The 19,030-nt window shown below is 62.3% G+C and carries 11 protein-coding genes; all 11 read left to right on the top strand.

What is annotated here, in order from left to right:
* Positions 1-42 precede the first annotated feature (42 nt).
* Entirely contained in the window at positions 43-231 is a 189-nt protein-coding gene (locus tag JYG36_RS19645; RefSeq protein WP_213602066.1) for a hypothetical protein, read from the top strand.
* 189 nt (positions 232-420) lie between these two features.
* A complete protein-coding gene (locus JYG36_RS19640; protein ID WP_045200237.1) occupies positions 421-1,161 on the top strand; it encodes a flagellar basal body rod protein FlgF in 741 nt (246 codons plus the stop codon).
* Between the two features lie 45 nt (positions 1,162-1,206).
* On the top strand, positions 1,207-1,992 hold the full coding sequence (gene flgG, locus JYG36_RS19635; RefSeq protein WP_045200246.1) for a flagellar basal-body rod protein FlgG: 786 nt from the start codon (positions 1,207-1,209) through the stop codon (positions 1,990-1,992).
* A 54-nt stretch (positions 1,993-2,046) separates the two neighbouring features.
* On the top strand, positions 2,047-2,742 hold the full coding sequence (gene flgH / locus JYG36_RS19630; RefSeq protein ID WP_045200248.1) for a flagellar basal body L-ring protein FlgH: 696 nt from the start codon (positions 2,047-2,049) through the stop codon (positions 2,740-2,742).
* Positions 2,743-2,754: 12 nt separating this feature from the next.
* Positions 2,755-3,864 carry a flagellar basal body P-ring protein FlgI gene (locus JYG36_RS19625; RefSeq protein WP_010224970.1) on the top strand — a complete coding sequence of 370 codons (1,110 nt, stop codon included), beginning with the start codon at positions 2,755-2,757 and terminating at the stop codon, positions 3,862-3,864.
* Positions 3,865-3,875: 11 nt separating this feature from the next.
* Complete coding sequence (gene flgJ, locus JYG36_RS19620) at positions 3,876-5,075, top strand: flagellar assembly peptidoglycan hydrolase FlgJ (RefSeq protein ID WP_045200250.1); 1,200 nt, start codon at positions 3,876-3,878, stop codon at positions 5,073-5,075.
* Between the two features lie 10 nt (positions 5,076-5,085).
* Positions 5,086-7,134: a flagellar hook-associated protein FlgK gene (gene flgK, locus JYG36_RS19615; protein ID WP_045200252.1), complete on the top strand. Its 2,049-nt coding sequence runs from the start codon at positions 5,086-5,088 to the stop codon at positions 7,132-7,134.
* A 13-nt stretch (positions 7,135-7,147) separates the two neighbouring features.
* Complete coding sequence (locus tag JYG36_RS19610; protein ID WP_093385639.1) at positions 7,148-8,722, top strand: flagellar hook-associated protein 3; 1,575 nt, start codon at positions 7,148-7,150, stop codon at positions 8,720-8,722.
* Between the two features lie 72 nt (positions 8,723-8,794).
* The gene (locus JYG36_RS19605) at positions 8,795-12,361 is read left to right on the top strand and encodes a glycosyltransferase (protein WP_213602065.1); all 3,567 of its coding nucleotides are present in this window, start codon (positions 8,795-8,797) and stop codon (positions 12,359-12,361) included.
* A 57-nt stretch (positions 12,362-12,418) separates the two neighbouring features.
* Complete coding sequence (locus JYG36_RS19600; RefSeq protein ID WP_213602064.1) at positions 12,419-15,214, top strand: glycosyltransferase family 2 protein; 2,796 nt, start codon at positions 12,419-12,421, stop codon at positions 15,212-15,214.
* Positions 15,215-15,425: 211 nt separating this feature from the next.
* On the top strand, positions 15,426-19,010 hold the full coding sequence (locus JYG36_RS19595; protein WP_213602063.1) for a glycosyltransferase family 2 protein: 3,585 nt from the start codon (positions 15,426-15,428) through the stop codon (positions 19,008-19,010).
* Positions 19,011-19,030 lie beyond the last annotated feature (20 nt).

Genomic DNA, 19,030 nt, shown 5'->3' with positions numbered 1-19,030 from the left:
CCCCTTTCTCGGAAGGGGTCTTGTATTTCGGGGGTATCGATCATGTTGCAGCGATGGCTGCTGGCGCTGTTTGCCGTGCTGTTGATGAGCCAGGTCCGGGCCGATGCCGCGCCCTGGTATCGCTGGGAAAGCCAGGTCACCGGGCGCCTGGTGTGCGCGCAGTTTTCCCCGGGCGAGGGCTGGAAGCGTTTTGCCGGTCCTTTCAATAACGCGGCCTGCCGCGAGTACTAAGCTTGCCGCTAGCGGCAAACCGGCGCCGTAATTTCGACGGCGCTTTCTCCATGCGAGTCTTCGCGCAGCGCTGAAACCCTTGTTCTATTGGGCTTTTGGGTCTTTTGCAAAAGTTGGTTTGAAACTTGCTACAGGCACTGCAGAGCAGCGGCGGACGGCAAGTGTTCGCCAGCGCAGCGGAGGATGACTGTGGACAAGATGCTATACGTGGCCATGACCGGCGCCAGCCAGAATGCGCTGGCGCAAAAGGCCCATGCCAACAACCTGGCGAACATTTCCACCAGCGGTTTTCAGCGCGACCTGGAGCAGGCGCGTTCGATGCCGGTGTTTGGTGACAGCTTTCCGGCGCGGGCCTACGCCATGACCGAGCGCCCGGCCACCGATTTCAGCCCGGGCTCGATGCAAGAGACCGGCCGTGACCTGGATATCGCCATCGGCGGCGACGGCTTCATTGCCGTACAGGCTCCGGATGGCAGTGAAGCCTATGTGCGCACCGCCAGCCTCAACATTGACGGCCTGGGTGTGCTGCGCGCCGGCAACGGCATGCCGGTGATGGGCAATGGCGGGCCGATTGCCGTGCCGCCAGAGCAGAAGGTCGAGATCGGCCAGGATGGCACCATCAGCATCCGCGCCATGGGCGAAGGCCCGCGGGTCATGGCCGAGGTCGACCGCATCAAGCTGGTCAATCCGGACCTCAAGACCATGACCAAGGGCCTGGACGGCATGATCCACACCAAGAGCGGCCAGCCCGCGCCTGCCGACGCCAACGTCCAGGTGGTTTCCGGTTTCCTGGAGTCAAGCAACGTCAATGCGGTCGAGGAAATGACCTCGGTGCTGGCGCTGTCCCGTCAATTCGAACTGCACATCAAGATGATGACCACGGCCAAGGAAGGCGACGAAGCCATGGCTCGGGTTTTGCAGATCGGCTAATTACACAGACGTAGCGCCGTAAAACAGGCGCGCGAGGAGAACAGCATGCTTCCGGCTCTTTGGGTCAGTAAAACCGGTTTGTCCGCCCAGGACACCAACCTGACGACCATTTCCAACAACCTGGCCAACGTCTCGACCACCGGCTTCAAACGTGATCGCGCCGAGTTTCAGGACCTGCTCTACCAGATCAAGCGTCAGCCAGGCGCCCAGTCGACCCAGGACAGCGAGCTGCCGTCGGGTCTGCAAGTGGGTACCGGTGTGCGCATTGTCGGCACCCAGAAAAACTTCAGCACCGGCAGCCTGCAGACCACCGAGAACCCGCTGGACATGGCGGTCAACGGTCGTGGCTTCTTCCAGATCCTGCAGCCGGACGGCACGGTTTCGTACACCCGCGACGGTACCTTCCACCTGAACTCCGACGGCCAGATCGTCACCGCCAACGGCTTTGCCCTGGAGCCTGCGATTGTCGTGCCGCCAGAGGCGCAGACCTTCACCGTTGGCCAGGACGGCACCGTGTCGATCACCACTGCTGGCAACCCGGCGGCGCAGATCATCGGCAACATCCAGACCGCCGACTTCATCAACCCGGCCGGCCTGCAGGCCATGGGCGGCAACCTGTTCCTGGAAACCGCCGCCAGCGGCGCGCCGCAGATCGGTACCCCGGGCCTCAACGGTTTTGGCGTGATGCAGCAGCAAACCCTGGAAAACTCCAACGTCAGCACCGTTGAAGAGCTGGTCAACATGATCACCACCCAGCGGGCCTACGAAATGAACTCCAAGGTCATTTCCACCGCCGACCAGATGCTCTCGTACGTTACCCAGAACCTGTAAGTGAAGTCTTCGAGGTCGCTTGAACGGCGCCTGTTACACCGTGAGGTCAGAGTCATGAGTCGTTTGTTATCCGTGCTTGCCCTGAGTGGGATCGCCTTGCTGGCCGGCTGCGTCGCGCCGACGCCCAAGCCCAACGATCCTTACTACGCGCCGGTATTGCCGCGCACGCCATTGCCGGCGGCGGCCAACAACGGCTCGATCTACCAGGCCGGTTTCGACCAGAACCTGTACAGCGACCGCAAGGCTTTCAGGGTGGGTGACATCATCACCATTACCCTCAACGAGCGCACCCAGGCGAGCAAGAACGCCAACTCGCAGATTGCCAAGAACAGCAAGGCCGATATCGGCCTGACCTCGTTGTTTGGCGGTGGCTTGACCACCAATAATCCATTTGGTGATGGCGATCTGAGCCTCAGTGCCGGCTACAGCGGCGACCGTGCAACCAAGGGCGACAGCAAGGCGGCTCAGGGCAATACCCTGACCGGCTCGATCACTGTCACCGTGGCCGACGTGTTGCCCAACGGCATCATTGCCGTGCGCGGCGAGAAGTGGCTGACCCTCAACACCGGTGATGAGCTGGTACGTATCGCCGGGATGATCCGTGCCGATGACATCGCCACCGACAACACCGTGCCTTCTACCCGTGTTGCCGATGCGCGCATCACCTATTCGGGTACCGGCTCGTTTGCCGACGCCAGCCAGCCTGGTTGGTTTGACCGGTTCTTCATCAGCCCGCTTTGGCCTTTCTAGGTTCGGATGACCATGTTCAACTTCAAGCAGCTGATTGCCGCTACGATTCTGCTGTCCACTGCGTTCGCCGTGCAGGCCGAGCGTCTGAAGGACATCGCCAGCATTTCCGGCGTGCGCACCAACCAGCTGATCGGCTACGGCCTGGTGGTGGGGCTCAACGGCACGGGTGACCAGACCACCCAGACGCCGTTCACCCTGCAGACCTTCAACAACATGCTCTCGCAGTTCGGCATCAAGGTGCCGCCAGGCTCGGGCAACGTGCAGCTGAAAAACGTTGCCGCGGTGTCGGTGCATGCCGACCTGCCGGCGTTCGCCAAGCCGGGGCAGGTGGTGGATATCACCGTCTCCTCGATCGGCAACTCCAAGAGCCTGCGCGGCGGCAGCCTGCTGATGACTCCGCTCAAGGGTATCGATGGCAACGTCTACGCCATTGCCCAGGGCAACCTGGTGGTCGGCGGTTTCGATGCCGAAGGCCGCGACGGCTCGAAGATTACCGTCAACGTGCCGTCGGCCGGTCGCATCCCCGGTGGTGCTTCGGTCGAGCGCGCCGTGCCCAGTGGTTTCAACCAGGGCAACAGCCTGACCCTGAACCTTAATCGCCCGGACTTCACCACCGCCAAGCGCATCGTCGACAAGGTCAACGAGCTGCTCGGCCCGGGTGTGGCCCAGGCCCTGGACGGTGGTTCGGTACGGGTTACCGCGCCGCTCGATCCAAGCCAGCGGGTCGACTACCTGTCGATTCTCGAGAACCTTGAGATCGATCCGGGCCAGGCTGTGGCCAAGGTCATCATCAATTCGCGTACCGGTACCATCGTCATTGGCCAGAACGTCAAGGTGTCGCCGGCGGCGGTCACCCACGGCAGCCTGACCGTGACCATTACCGAAGACCCGATCGTCAGCCAGCCGGGGCCGTTCTCCAATGGCGAGACTGCCGTGGTGCCGCGCTCACGGGTCAATGCCGAGCAGGAAGCCAAGCCGATGTTCAAGTTCGGCCCCGGTACCACCCTGGATGAAATCGTCCGTGCGGTGAACCAGGTGGGCGCTGCGCCCGGTGACCTGATGGCGATCCTCGAAGCCCTGAAACAGGCCGGCGCCCTGCAAGCCGACCTGATCGTGATCTGAGGGGGCTGGCCATGGATATGCCTAAAAGTGCTTTCAATGCCGCCGACAGTGGTGCCTACACCGACCTCAATCGCCTGAACTCGCTGAAGGTTGGTGATCGCGACAGCGATGCCAACCTGCGCAAGGTGGCCCAGGAATTCGAGTCGCTGTTTCTCAACGAGATGCTCAAGTCGATGCGCTCGGCCAGCGATGTGCTGGCCAAGGACAACCCGCTCAACACCGAGACCACCAAGCAGTACCAGCAGATGTACGACCAGCAGCTGGCGGTGAGCATGTCCCGCGAGGGCGGCGGTATCGGCCTGCAGGAAGTGCTGATGCGCCAGCTGTCCAAGCAGAAGGCCAGCGCTGCGAGCAACAACAGCCCGTTCCCGCGCGTGGATATCCAGCAGCGGCCGTTGTGGGCAAGCAAGGTTGCCGAGCCTGCGCGCAGCGAAGAAACCGCCGTCACCCGCAACGACATGGCGGCGCTCAACTCGCGGCGCCTGGCGCTGCCGGGCAAACTCACCGATCGCCTGCTGGCCGGCATCGTGCCGTCCGCCGGTGCCGTCGCTGCCACCACCAACACCGCAGCCTTGCCGCAACGCACCACGGCCATGACCGATGCCGTGGTCAAGGGTGACTGGCAGTCGGCACAGAGCTTTGCCGCGCCGGGTTCGATGCGCATTTATGGCCGCGCCGTGGCCCAGCCGCCGCTGGCGCCGGCCAAGCGCGCATTCGGCTCGTCGGATGAATTCGTTGCCACCATGCTGCCAATGGCCGAGCAGGCTGCCAAGCGCATCGGTATCGATCCGCGCTACCTGGTGGCCCAGGCGGCGCTGGAAACCGGTTGGGGCAAATCGGTCATGCGCCAGGCCGATGGCAGCAGCAGTCACAACCTGTTTGGCATCAAGGCTACCGGCAACTGGCAGGGCGGCCAGGCGCGGGCGATCACCAGCGAGTTTCGTGACGGTCAGTTCGTCAAGGAGACCGCGGCGTTCCGTTCCTACGACTCCTACCAGGACAGCTTCCATGACCTGGTCAGCCTGCTACAGAACAACGCCCGCTATAAAGAAGCGGTCAAGGCTGCCGATAAACCGGAACAGTTTGTACGCGAGCTGCAGAAAGCCGGATACGCAACCGACCCGGATTACGCGAGCAAGATTTCGCAGATCGCCAAACAGATGAAATCGTACGAAAGCTACGCAGCGATTGGCACTACAACGAAACTATAAGGTTTGAACCATGGCGAGTTTGATCAACATCGGGATGTCGGGGCTCAACGCCAACCAGGCGGGCCTGCACACCACGGGTAACAACATTGCCAATGCCGATGTTGCCGGTTATTCGCGCCAGCAGAATGTGCAGCGGTCCAACGGCGCGCAGCAGGTTGGCGGTGTGTTCATCGGCACCGGCACGACCCTCTCCGATGTGCGTCGGGTGTACAACGCCTACCTTGAAAACCAGTTGCGTACCACCACCTCGCTGAGCAGCGATGCCGCCTCGTACCTGAAGCAGGTCGGGCCGATCGACCAGATGCTGTCGGGCGCCGACACGGGTATCACGGGTGCCTTGAAGAGCTTCTTCAGTGCCTTGCAGAGCGCTGCTGCCAAGCCCAATGAAGATGCCTCGCGTCAGCTGCTGCTGACCAGCGCGCAATCGCTGAGCAAGCGCTTCAACACCATCGCCAGCCAGCTCAACGAGCAGAACAGCAACATCAATGGCAACCTCGCTTCGATGGCCGACCAGGTCAACAAGCTGACGGCAACCATTGCCCAGTACAACGATCAGATCTCCAAGGTGGCGGTGGTGCAGGGCACCCCCAACGACCTGCTCGATCAGCGCAACGAGGCGGTACGTCAGCTCTCCGAGCTGGTCGGTACCCAGGTGGTCGAGCGCGAAGGCAACCTCGATATCTACCTGGAAAACGGCCAGCCGCTGGTGTTGGGTAAAACCACCAACAACCTCGAGACCGCGCCGAGCAAGACCGACCCGACCCGATTTGTCGTGCAGCTCAACCGTGGCAGCACCACCATGGACGTTACCTCGAGCCTTCGCGGTGGCGAGATCGGCGGCCTGCTGCGCTATCGCAGCGAAGTGCTCGACCCGTCGCTGAACGAGCTGGGGCGCGTGGCCCTGGTCATGGCCGACCGGATCAACAGCCAGCTGGCCCAGGGTATCGACAAGAACGGCGAGTTCGGCGCGGCCCTGTTCAACAACATCAACAGCCCCGAACTGATCAGCCAGCGCAGCATTGCCCAGGCGGGCAACAGCGCAGGCTCCGGCAACCTCGATGTGACCATCAAGGACACCGGCAAGCTGAGCACCAGCGACTATCAGGTGACCTTCACCAGCGCCACGGGTTACAGCGTCAAGAAGCTGCCGGAGGGCAGCGTGGTCGGTTCCTATGATCTCAATGACGATCCGGCACCGGTCATCGACGGTTTCAGCCTCAACCTCAATGGCGGCGCGCTGCAGGCCGGTGACACCTTCAAGATCACCCCGACACGTAATGCCGCGACCAACCTGGACACCGTCCTTACCGACCCCAAGCGCCTGGCGCTGGCATCGCCGCTGACGTCTACCAGTGGTGCCGGCAACCAGGGCACCGGGATCATCGGACAGCCCAACCTGACCTCGACCCTGGACATCTACGACCCGGCCCAGCGCCTGGATCTGCAGAATGGCCTGAAGTACTCGACCCCGGTCAAGCTGGTGTTCGGTGACGAAAAGGCCAACCCGCAGACCTACAAGCTGCTCGATGCCAAGGGCGGTACCCTGGGTAGCGGCACCATTATTCCCGGTCAGGAAAACAAACTGCAGTTCTCGGTGCCGATGGTCGATTCCACCGGCGCGCCGATCAAGGATGCCAGCGGCAACCAGAAGTCCTTCACCTTCGAGATGAGCGTCTCGGGTGCACCCAAGCAGGGTGATAACTACACCATCGGCATGACCGGCTCGGGTTCGGACAACAACCGCAACGGCCAGGCGCTGATCGACCTGCAGACCAAAGGTACGGTTGAAGTCGGCGCCAACGGCAAGGGCATCAGCCTCACCGACGCCTATGGCAAGCTGGTGGAAAACGTCGGCGGCAAGACCGCCCAGGCGCAGATGGACGTCGACTCTACCGGCGCCCTGCATGAGTCGGCCCGGGGCGCACGCGATTCGCTGTCGGGCGTACAGCTCGACGAAGAAGCCGGCAACCTGATCAAGTACCAGCAGTACTACACGGCCTCGTCGCAAATCATCAAAGCGGCGCAGGAAATTTTCTCCACGCTGATCAACGCCCTTTAAGGAGTGGTAGACCGTGCGTATTTCTACTTCCCAGTTTTACGAAACCAGCTCCGCGAACTATCAGCGCAACTTTTCCAACGTGGTCAAGACCGGCCAGCAGGCCAGCGACAACATTCGTGTGCGTACCGCTGCCGATGATCCGGTAGGGGCTGCGCGCCTGCTGCAACTGCAACAGCAGAGCAACCTGATCGACCAGTACGATGGCAACATCACCAACGTGCGCAACAGCCTGGGCACCTCCGAGTCGACCCTCAACGGCATTACCAACATCCTGGCGCGGGTCAAGGAACTGGCCATCAGCGCCGGCAGCGGTGGCTACACCGACGCCGACCGCAAGGCCGATGCCCAGGAACTGACCCAGCTCGAAGAGCAGCTCTACAGCCTGATGAACAGCCGTGACGAGAACGGCAAATACCTGTTCTCCGGCTCCCGTGGCGACACCCCGCCCTACGTGCGTAATGCCGATGGTACCTACACCTACCAGGGCGACCAGAGCACCCTGAGCCTGCAGGTCGGTGACATGCTCACCATGGCTACCAACGAGAGTGGCTACAGTGTGTTCGAACAGGCGCTGAACACCAGCCGCAGCCAGACCAAGCTGACCTCGCCGGCCGTGGATGACGGCCGTGTCAGTCTGTCCAATGGCCAGGTCTCCGGCAGCACCCAGTACAACGATCGTTTCCGTGGTGGCGAGCCGTACACCATCACCTTCACCAGCAGCACGCAGTTCAAGATCACTGACGCAGCCAACAACGACGTGACCCTGGAAGCCACCGGTGAAGGCGCCTTCGACCCGAAAAAGCCGGCCAACATCACCTTCCGTGGTGTCGAGATGCGCCTGGACATCAACCTGACGGATGCCGACAAGGCCAACCCGGACGCGGTCATCGCCGGTCACAGCTTCTCGCTAAGCTCCAAACCCGACGAAGTCAGTGGCTCGCGCAGCGCCGGCAATACCTCGTCATCGCAGATCACCGGAGCCAAGATTACCGACCAGACGGCGTACCACAATGCCTTTCCTGGCGGTGGCGCGATCATCAAGTTCACCAGTGCCTCGGCCTATGAAGTGTATGCCCAGCCAATGGGGCCGGATGCGCGCCCGGTGGCCACTGGCAACCTGACCGGTACCCCGGCGACCAAGGCCAATATTGCCGGTGTCGACTTCGACTTCTCGGCAGTGCCGGCTAGCGGCGACCAGTTCTCGGTCAAGGTCGATACCCATCAGACCCAGAATATCCTCGACACCATCTCGGAGTTTCGCAAGGCGCTTGAATTGCCGGTCGACAACAACCTGGCGGCGCGGCAGAAATACCAGGGGGCTTTGCAGTCGGCCATCGGTAACCTGGAAAGCGGCGCCAACAAGGTTGCCGAGGCGATCAGCTCAATCGGTGCCCGGGGTGCCGCCCTGGACGTCCAGGCCGATACCAACGAAAGCCTGAAGATGGCCAATACCAAGACCCAGAGTTCGATCCGCGACGCCGATCCGGCCGATGTGCTGATCCGCCTGAACCTGCAGCAGACAATGCTGCAGGCGTCGCAATTGGCGTTCACCAAGATCTCCTCGCTGAGCCTGTTCAACCGGCTCTGATACATCTTTGCGCAACATCACCGGGTGATGCCCCTGCCGGCATCACCCGGAACCCTCTCCAGGCCTACCACTATGATCGAACAACCCCTCGTCAGCATCGCCATTCCTGCCTTCAACCCCGAGTTCTTCAGTCGCGCGCTGCTCAGTGCCATCTCCCAGAGCTACACCAACCTCGAGGTCATCGTTTGCGACGACAGTCAGGGGGACGAGATCAAGGCCATTTTCGATGAGAGGGTTGCGCAGGCAAGCTGCGAACTGCGCTATTCGCGCAACCCCGCGACCCTGGGCTTTGCCGGTAACCTGCTGCAATGCCTGGAGCACTCCCGGGGCGAGTTCGTCAAGTTTCTTTGTGACGACGACTGGTTGATCGAAAACTGCATCGAGCAACAGGCGCGGATCATGGCCGATTGCCCCGAGGTCAACATGGTGGTCAACCACCGGCTGATCTGCGCGGCGGACGAGACGCTGTTGCCGCCGCGGCCGGCCAACTGCGTGATTGCCCCTTGCAGCGCGATCCTCAACGGCGGTGACATGCTCGATGCGGTCACCAGCAAGGTTCCCAACCTGTTTGGCGGCATCAGTCACATGCTCATGCGCCGGGCTGCGGTAGAGCAGTACCTGCCGCAGTTGGTGCAGCAGGGCGCAGGGTTCGTTGCGCGCCTGGACATGGCGCTGTACATGTGCCTGTTGCGCCGTGGGCACCTGGCCTACCTGTCTAACATGCTCAGTATCGAGCGGGTCCATGCCGGACGTCTGAGCCATCAGGCCGGCATCACCCTTGCACACAAGACCGAGAGCGAATGGTTGCAGCAGATGCTCGCCGCCAACACCGGCGAAGCGCCGCCGGCCACCGGCTGGATTCGCTACGTGGCGCTTGAGGATTTTCGCCCAGGCGAGACGCTGGAGTGGGACGAATATGAACTGACCCGGTTGTACGCCGGGCAGATGGGCCACTATCAGCAGCAAGTCGGTACCCACAGCCTGAGCTTTGCCGAGCTCTATGCCGAGTGGCTTGAGTGCCGCACTTTGTCGCCCGCGCAGATCAGCCTGCTGCCCAAACGGATCGAGCAATGGCCACGACAACCGCGCATCGTTGCTGTGGTGTTCGATCCACAGGGCGAGGCGATGCCGTTGAAGTCGACACTCGACAGCCTGGCCGCCCAGTCTTATGCGCCGCATCAGGTCTGGGTGCTTGGCACTCAAGAGCCGCCTGCGAGTGATGCGGGTGTCGAGTACAGCGCTTTGCGTGGCAATGGTTTTGAACAGCTCAATGCGCGGATCGCCAGGGCTGAATCGGCAGACTGGGTGTTGCTGCTACGCGCCGGTGATCGTCTGCATCCTCATGCCCTGGTGATCATGGCCGAGCGCCTGGCCTTGCACACGGACCGGTTGTGCCTGTACACCGATGAGGGCAGTGACGATAACCTGCAGGTTGGCCAGCCGATCTTCAAACCCGACTTCAACCTCGATCTGATGCGCAGCTTCCCCTACGTCGGACGAATGCTGGCCTTCGAGCGGACCCGGCTGTTGGAGCTGGGCGGCTTCACGGCTGATTATGACGTCCTGGCGCCGCAAGATCTGCTCTGGCGGATGGTTGAAAGCCATGGTTTGCAGGTGGTCGAGCACGTCGCCGAACTGCTGGTGCAAAGTCAGTACAGCTATTCCAGCTGGCAGTCCGAGCCGGCCTGCCTGGCCCAGGCACCACGCGTATTGCAGGCGCACCTGCAGCGCCTGGGTATCGAGGCCGAGCTGGTATCGGCCGAAAACAGCATGTTGACCCGAGTGCTGTACCAGCACGCTGATACGCCCGCGGTGTCGATCATCATCGTGGCCGGGCAAGACCTGCAGGCGCTTCGGCGTTGTGTCGAATCGATTTTCGAACACACCGCCTACCGCAACTATGAAGTACTGATCGCCACCAAGGGTGACGAGCCTCAGGATCTGCAGTCCTGGCTTGCTGCGATGCGGCAACTGGGCAGCGATCAGTTGCACATTGTCCAGTCCGAGGACAGCGCCGGGCAGCAACTGATCAACCAGGCCGCCGAGCAGGCGCGAGGCAGCTATCTGTTGCTGGTCGACCCTGGCTGCCTGATGTTCGATGGCCAGTGGCTGAGCGAATTGATGCGCCAGGGCCAGCGTCCGGAAGTCGGCATTGTCGGTCCGAAGATGTGTAGCAGCGCCGGCATGGTGGTCAATGCCGGGCTGCTGCTGGGTGTGCATGGCCTGGCGGGAAGCCCGTTCTACGGTCAGCCGGTCGATGCCGGTGGTTACATGAACCGCTTGCTTGCGGTACAGAACCTCAGCGCTGTCAGCGCCCATTGCCTGCTGGTGCGGCGCGACCTGTTCGATGCGCTGGGTGGTCTGGATGTCCAGGCATTCAGCGTTGAGTTGCTCGACGCCGATTTCTGCCTGCGTGCGCGTGAGCAGGGTTACCTGGTGGTCTGGACACCGTTTTCGATGGTGGCGCGCCTGCCAGTCGAGCAGGTTGTCGACACCAAGGCGATAGAACGGGACCAACGCGCCTTCTACCAGCGCTGGCTGCCCCTGGTGGCCAACGATCCGGCCTACAACCGCAACCTTAGCCTGAAGCTGTCCAGCTACAATCTGGAACCGGGTTTGCGTAGTGGTTGGGACCCGTTCATCAGCCGGCCATTGCCCTATGTGCTGGCGTTGCCGGTCAACACCACGGCGGTTGGGCATTACCGGGTGGTGCAGCCATTTACCGAGCTGGAGCGGGCCGGCTGGATCCAGGGTCAGCTGGATTACGCCACGCCCAACACTATCGAAATGGAGCGTTGCAAGCCGGACTCGATCATCCTGCAGTGCCGTTACATGGCCAGTACCATTCGGGATATCGAGCGGGTCAAAACCTTTTCCAGTGCGCGGCGAATCTACGAGATCGACGACTACATCATCGACGTGCCGAAAAAGAATGCGCACAGCCGCAACATGCCGCAGAACATGCGCGAACTGGTGAGCCGCGGCATTTCCCTGTGCGACCGTGTGGTGGTGTCGACCCAGCCGCTGGCTGATGCGCTGTCGAGCATGCACCATGATATCCGGGTGGTGCCGAACATGCTGGCGATGCACATGTGGAGCGACCTCAAGAGTCATCGACAAACCACCCTCAAGCCGCGTGTCGGCTGGGCTGGGGGCACCAGCCATCAAGGTGACCTGGAGCTGCTGGCCGAGGTGGTCCGGGAGCTTGCCGACGAGGTCGACTGGGTGTTCTTTGGTATGTGCCCGGAGGTGCTCAGGCCCTACGTCAAGGAGTACCACACCGGCATTGCCATGTCGCTCTATCCGCAGAAGCTGGCGAGCCTGAACCTGGATCTGGCGCTGGCACCGCTGGAAACCAACCTCTTTAACGACTGCAAGAGCAACCTGCGCTTGCTCGAGTATGGCGCCTGCGGCTTCCCCGTGGTGTGTTCCGATACCAAGGCTTATCAGGGCTACCTGCCTTGTACGCGGGTGGCCGGCAACTCGACGCAGGCCTGGCTGGAAGCGATCCGCATGCATCTGGACGATCCCCAGGCCAGTTATCGCCTGGGCGATGCCCTGCGCGAAGTGGTGCTGCGCGACTTCATGCTGACACCCGACAAGCTTCAGCACTGGGCTAACGCCTGGTTGGCCGATTAACGACAGTGGCCGGCCTTGATGCTGGCCATGACAGATAACATGAGAACTAGGTGCACTATGGGCGAACAAGCAATCGGTTGTGCAGCGCTGCTGGATGACGTCACCGTCGTCTTGCTGGGTCAGGACGAGCCTGGCTATTCAGGGCGCGCCGCTCACTATTACCAGGCGCGCTTTGCACACCTGCAGACACTCGCAGCGCCGGCGTCGCAAACGTCGGTCGGTGACTGGTCCGAGCAGGTGCTGCAGACCCTGGAGCAGGTCGATACCGCGTTTGCGGTGCTGACCCTGGAGTGTGATTTCCTCCTGACCGATGGCATCGCTGCGGCGGTGGAAGCCTTGCAAGGCGACGCCGATTACGTAATGGCTCAAGGTTACTCGCTGGGTTACCAGCCTGGTAATGGCGACGTGGACTACTACAAGATCGGCTCTGCGCCCAAGGCTCAGTTGCATGCCAGCAACGCCCTGGGGCGTATTGCCGTGCATGCCGAGTACGGTTTGCAGGCGTGGCGGGCAGTGATCAGGACCGAGGTGTTGAAAACCGCGGTGCGCAGCGTGCCGGCGAACCTGTCGTTCGATAGCTGGTGTGTGGCGGTTTCCTATGGGCTGCTGGCCCAGGGCGCATCGCGGCTGCTGGCGCACACCAGTGCGATGGTCGAGTACCGTCCCTGGAGTCTTTCCGAGCAGGCTCGCGAAGAGTTGCTGAGCCAGGCTGTGCGCCAGCTCCAGCACTGGGATGGCGAGCAGGCAGCGGTATTTGCCAGTGCCAGGGGCTTCGAAGTCCTCAATGCCTTCGTGCGCAATACCCACTCGCGCTGTGAGGCGCCATTGCTGTTCACTTCGCGCTGGGACAGCCTGTCGTCCGAACCACAAGTGACGTTCGAGCCAACCCAGTTTGTCGATATGCCGTACTACAACGGCAGCGTGTTCGGTCAGTTGCGCTCGAGCGAGTTCATGGTCCATGCCTGGCCCGCCGGACAGCTTCACAGCCGGGCGCTGGAAGGTACCTGGGTACGGCAGCAAGCATTGCTTGCCGAGCATCCCAACGATACCGCCGAGAGCCTCATGGCCCGCTACTGGCAGGCCTTTGCACTGGGTGTGTTCAACCCGCAGGTTTGCCAGCGCCTGCTGGCAGGCCTGGGCGAGCAGGACCAGGGGCTGCGCCGCGACCTTGGCACCTGGCTGGAGCAGCTCCAATTGCTGCCGGCTACCGCTGTGCAGACGCAGCTGGCGAGCACGCCTTCGGGCAAGGTGCTGGCGGCAATCGCTGCGGCCACCCCGGACAGCGCCGCCCGCGAGCGCATTTTTGCCCACCTGGGGAAAACCCCGGCGCCGCAGACAGCCTTTGTGGTGATCGATCTTGCGGACGATAACGCAGGTTTGCAGGATACCTTCGACAGCCTGGTCGCCAGCGGTTTGCGCAACTTCAAGATTGTCGTGCTCAAGGCCGGCGAACTGCCGGCCATCACCACGGCCCGGGATGCCCTGCACTTTATCAAGGTTACGCCGGTCAACATGGTTGCGCACCTGAACCAGGTGGTACGCCAGCTTTCCAGCGAATGGCTGCTGATGTTGCAGGCGGGCGATGTACTGGCTACCGGCGGCTTGTTGCGTTTGCAGATCGAGCTGTCCGGTGCCCAGGGGTGCCAGGCGATCTCTGCCAACGAAGTTCAGCGCGACAGCGACGGGCGCCTGCTCAGCGTCGTACGTCCTGGTTGCGACCTGGACCTGCTGCGCAGTCGTCCTGACCTGATGGCCCGGCATTGGCTGGTGCGTCGCCAGGCCGTTGTCGACCTGGGCGGTTACAGCGAAGACTGTGCGCAAGCGCTGGAATTCGATCTGCTCCTGCGTCTGGTCGAAGCCAGCGGTATCAGCGGCATGGCCCACCTGGACGAGTACCTGGTGATCGGCCAGCAAGCGCCGGAGTCGATGGCTGGTCAAGCCCTGACCACCCTCAAGCGTCATTTGAACGTGCTGGGTTACCGTGGCCAGGTCAACGAAAGTACCGACGGTACCTTCCAGGTTGACTTCCGTCATCCGCAGACCCCGCAAGTGAGCATTGTGCTGGTTGCCGATTCCGATCTCGAGCAGCTCAAAGTAAGCCTGGCAAGCGTGGTCCAGCGTACTCGCTATGCCCGTTACGAGGTGATCGTCACCTGCGAGGCGGCCAATGCCGAGGCGGTAGCCGCAGGCCTTGCCACGGTGCAGGGGCTGGGATCGCGGGTGCGCTTGTTTGCCTGTGAGTCGTCGGTGCGGGTACAGATGGTCAACCAGGCTGCGGCCCAGGCCCAGGGGCAGTACCTGGTGCTGATGTCGAGCCGCAGCGAGGTGGTGTCGCCGGCCTGGATCGAATCCCTGCTCAACCAGGCTCAGCGCCCTGAGGTGGGTGTTGTCGGTTGCCAGATGTTCGATCGCGATGGCGTCATCAGTCATGCCGGTTACGAGCTGCTCGGCAGTGGCCTGGTACGCAATGCCCGGCAGGGTGCTTCGCGTGTGCGAGTGACATTGCCCGGGCTGGAAGCGGTAAGAGGTTGCCAGGCGGTGTCGGCCGACTGCCTGATGGTGGGCAAGGCGTTGTTCGAGCAGTGTGCCGGGCTGGATGAACAGCTTGCGGGTGGTGCCGATGTCGACCTGTGCCTGAAGGCTGCACAAGCCGGTTTGCTGGCGATCTGCGTACCCCATGCGCAAGTGCTTAACCTCGCAGTGCCATTGCCTGCGCGGGAACAGTGCCAAGCGCTGGTCCAGCGCTGGCCGGCAGCCTTCAGCACCCGTGTTGTAGTCGATGTCGAGCATGGCGTTGACGTTTCGCGTGTAGTAGTGGCCGGTGGCAACGGCGTGCTGGAGTGGTTGCCTTAACAGGCCTCTGGCGCGAAATATGCAGAGCCGGGCGCAATGCCCGGCTTTTTCATGCCTGCGATTCGCTAAGCCCCCGTGTCTACAGCCTTGTGTTCCTGCACTGGCAGGGGGTCGATGGCAGATTATTGACAGTTCGCCTCGCAGGCCACCGCCGTTGCCTGGGCAACCTGTCCTTGGCTGTCGGGTTTCCAACCAATTCTGGAGTTTGAAGATGTCGAATACCCTGGGCGTTGATGGGTATAGGCTTGAGCAGGCGATGGCTCGCTTGCAGCTGATCTATACCAAGCCGGCGCATCCCTACTATATTGCGGCGCCGGATTACCGGGAGACGTCTTCAGGAGTCTGCACGCTTCATTACCTGTGCCACGCGTTGAACCTGAGCGGCCGCGAGGCCTATATTTGCGGCGGCAAGGTGGTCAACCCCGAGCTGAAAACGCCACTGCTCGACCAGGCGACCGCCGATCGCCATATCGCCAGCGGCAAGGTGCCCATTACGGTCTATCCGGAAGTCACCAGCGGCAACCCGCTCAGCGGCAAAGTAGTCGCACGCTACCTGTTGAACGTCGAGGGCTTCCTGACGGGCAGGGCGATGGAGGAAGAGCCGGACGATCTGCTGTTCTATTACGATGCGCGGATCGCCGCCAAGAAGGGGGTCAGTGTCGCCGACCTGCTGTGCTTCCCGATTATCGATATCTCGCTGTTCAATGCACCTGATCCTAGCGTGCCTCGCCAGGGGCATTACCTGTATCAGAACCGGCATCCTCTGGATCAGGTGGACTATGCCTCGCTGCCTGCAGGCATTCGCCTGCTCAGTGTTGCCAACCCGCTGTCGCTGGTTGAACTGGCCAAGGTCCTGCGCAGTGCCGAAGTGCTGTACAGCTATGAATGGTCGATGACCTGTGCCATTGCTGTGCTATGCGGTTGCCCGGTGATCTTCATGGCCGGGCACAGCGTCGATCAGGTGTTTCTCGACGGTATCTTCTTCGGCAGGCAAGGTTTTGCCTTGTCGGATGAAACCGATGCGCTGGAGGTTGCCCGTGCCGGGGTGCAGGGGGCCTTGCAGCGTTACGTCGCGGTCACCGAGCCGTTCTGGCAGCAGCTGGATGTCTTCATTGAAAAAACCCAGGCGGCAGCGCAACAGCAGGCACTGGCGGACAAGCAAGGCATGCTGGCCTGGCTCGAGCAGCGCTGCCCCGAAGAACCGCAACGCGCGGCATTGATGCAGCGCCTGGCCAGCGGCCGCGCGCCGATGCTGGGCGTGCTGGTGCTGGGTAGTGACGACGCTGATCAGGCGTTGATGCGTACCCTTGAGAGCCTTGCTCCCGATCAGTGCCTTTATCGCCACCTGCAGGTGGTGACCCTCGGGGCTGCGTCGCCAGCGTCAGACGTGCCGGGTTTATCGGTGCACCACCGGCCGTGCCAGGCAGCGCAGCGTAGCGAGGTCATCAACCGGGTCGTGGCCGACAGCGGCTGCGACTGGTTCATGGTGGTCGAGGCGGGGGTCGAGTTCACCCCTGGCGGTTTGTTGCTGGTGGCCCTGGAGCTTGCCAATGCAGCCGATGCCTGTGTTGCCGCCTACGCTGACGAAGCCATGCGCATGGGCAACGGCTCGTTGGGTATTTCGCTTCGGCCAGACCTGAACCTTGATCTGCTTTTGAGCCTGCCGGCCAGTGTCTCGCCGCACTGGCTGTTGCGAAGTAGCGAGTTCCTGGCGCAAGGCGGCTTCGATACCGGCTGTGGCCAGGCGTTCGAGCTGGAGTACCAGCTGCGCCTGGTCGAGCAGCGCGGCTTGAGTGGTATCGAGCATATCAGTGAGCCGCTGTTGGTCAGCGAAGCGTTGCGCTTCGCTGACTGTGCCAGCGAGCGGGAGGTGGTAGGGCGTCATCTCAAGGCCCGGGGCTATGCTCAGGCGCACGTCGATTCGCACCTGCCTGGCCACTATCGACTGGACTATGGGCATGCCGATCAGCCCATGGTGAGCATTGTGATTTTGCTCGATGGTGCCCTCGAACAGTTCCAGCGCTGCATTGAGGCGCTGTTGCAGCACACCGACTACCCCTGCTACGAGGTCCTGTTGCTCGATCCGGGAAGTGACGAACCGCAAGTGCGCCAATGGTTGCAGGGGATCGAGCAAATCGGTGGCGATCAGTTGCGGGTGCTGTCTTTTGCCCAGGGCCAGTGCCCGGCACTGTTGCGCAATGACGCAGGGCGACTGGCGCGCGGTGAGTACCTGCTGTGGCTGGATGCGACAGCGGCGCCGATTGCCAAGGGCTGGTTGCAGCAGTTGCTCAATCACGCCCAGCGTCCGGAGGTCGCAGCCGTGGGCGCCAAGCTGCTGTCGATGAACGGCAGGATTCACCACGCTGGGCTGGTTCTGGGCTTGCGCGGGCCGGTGGGACGGGTATTTGCCGGCTACGCTCACAGCGACTCCGGCTACATGCAGCGGCTCACGGTCGATCAGAATTACTCGGCGCTCAGCGGTGAATGCCTGATGGTACGCCGCGACCTGTTTGTCGAGGCCGGCGGGTTTGACGAGGCGCCTGCACTGGCGCGCTGGATGGACGTCGATCTGTGCTTGCGCCTGCGCCAGGCCGGTTACCTCAACGTCTGGACGCCTCATGCACAACTGTTGATCGACAGGCCGGCAATGGCCGATGCCAGTGTGGAAGAAGAGGACGCCCTGTATGCGCGCTGGTTGCCGGTGCTGGCCCATGATCCGGCCTACAACCGCCATCTGTCACTGGCCCATGCCGGTGGCTTCAAGGTCGCCAGCCTGCAGTCGACCTGGCAGCCGCCACAGGGGCAGCGAGAGATGCCGGTGCTGGTGGTCCATCCGCTTGATCAGGGTGAACTGGGCTATTCGCGGGTAGTGCGTCCATTCAATGGCTTGAAGGCTGCCGGTTACATCGATGGCCGGGTGTCGCCGGGGTTGACGCCCCTGGTCGAGCTGGAGCGCCTGGCAGCGGATGTAGTGGTGTTCCAGGGTGGGCTGGATGCACCGCGCCTTGAAGTCATGCGGCGGATTCAGGCGTTCTCGCGTGCCTTTACGGTTCTGGAGCTGAGCGACTACCTGCCGGATCTGCCGGTGGGCAGTGCCCGCCGTGAGGGCCTGGGCGAGGATGTGTTCCACAGCCTGCAGCAAGCCCTGGGGTGCGTCGACCGCCTGGTGGTGCCGACGGCGGCGCTGGCACAGGCGTTTGCCGGCCTGCATGGCGATATCCGGGTGGTCGAGACGCGCTTGTCGATCGACGCCTGGCGCCATGTAAAGGGGCAGCGCCGAACGGCTGGCCGGCCTCGCCTGGGGTGGGTCGGCAGCAGCGAGCAGGCAAGTGACCTGGAGGTTATCGCGCCCGTTATCAAGGCCTTGACTGCGGATGTCGAGTGGGTTTTCTTCGGCTTCTGCCCCAATAGCCTGCGGCCCTATGTACACGAGTACCACGAGGGTGTCGAAGTTCAGCAGTACCCACAAAAGCTGGCAGGCTTGAACCTGGACCTCGCTCTGGTGCCGCTGCAGCAGACCCTGTTCAATGTTTGCAGAGGTAACCAGCGTCAACTGGAGTTCGGCGCATGCGCCGTGCCGGTGATCTGTAGCGACATCGGCCAGGAGCAGGACGACTTGCCCGTGTCCCGTGTGCACAACAGCTACGAGCACTGGATCGAGGCTATTGGCCTGCACCTGGCCAATCTTGATGCTGCCCAGCGCCGCGGTGATGAGCTCAGGGATGCCGTTCATCGGTGCTGGATGCTCGACGAGGATCATCTGCAGCGTTGGCGCAGCGCCTGGTTGCCCGCCTGATCCCCAGCTGACCCCGCGTC

This window comes from Pseudomonas sp. SORT22, from assembly GCF_018417635.1.
GTDB lineage: Bacteria > Pseudomonadota > Gammaproteobacteria > Pseudomonadales > Pseudomonadaceae > Aquipseudomonas.
This window is presented reverse-complemented; position numbering and strand designations above follow the sequence as displayed.

What these genes read in the sequence shown, in the direction of transcription:
- JYG36_RS19645 (WP_213602066.1), top strand. Translation starts at nt 43, where the DNA reads ATGTTGCAGCGATGGCTGCTGGCGCTGTTTGCCGTGCTGTTGATGAGC.
- flgG (WP_045200246.1), top strand. Translation starts at nt 1,207, where the DNA reads ATGCTTCCGGCTCTTTGGGTCAGTAAAACCGGTTTGTCCGCCCAGGAC.
- flgH (WP_045200248.1), top strand. Translation starts at nt 2,047, where the DNA reads ATGAGTCGTTTGTTATCCGTGCTTGCCCTGAGTGGGATCGCCTTGCTG.
- JYG36_RS19625 (WP_010224970.1), top strand. Translation starts at nt 2,755, where the DNA reads ATGTTCAACTTCAAGCAGCTGATTGCCGCTACGATTCTGCTGTCCACT.
- flgJ (WP_045200250.1), top strand. Translation starts at nt 3,876, where the DNA reads ATGGATATGCCTAAAAGTGCTTTCAATGCCGCCGACAGTGGTGCCTAC.
- flgK (WP_045200252.1), top strand. Translation starts at nt 5,086, where the DNA reads ATGGCGAGTTTGATCAACATCGGGATGTCGGGGCTCAACGCCAACCAG.
- JYG36_RS19605 (WP_213602065.1), top strand. Translation starts at nt 8,795, where the DNA reads ATGATCGAACAACCCCTCGTCAGCATCGCCATTCCTGCCTTCAACCCC.
- JYG36_RS19600 (WP_213602064.1), top strand. Translation starts at nt 12,419, where the DNA reads ATGGGCGAACAAGCAATCGGTTGTGCAGCGCTGCTGGATGACGTCACC.
- JYG36_RS19595 (WP_213602063.1), top strand. Translation starts at nt 15,426, where the DNA reads ATGTCGAATACCCTGGGCGTTGATGGGTATAGGCTTGAGCAGGCGATG.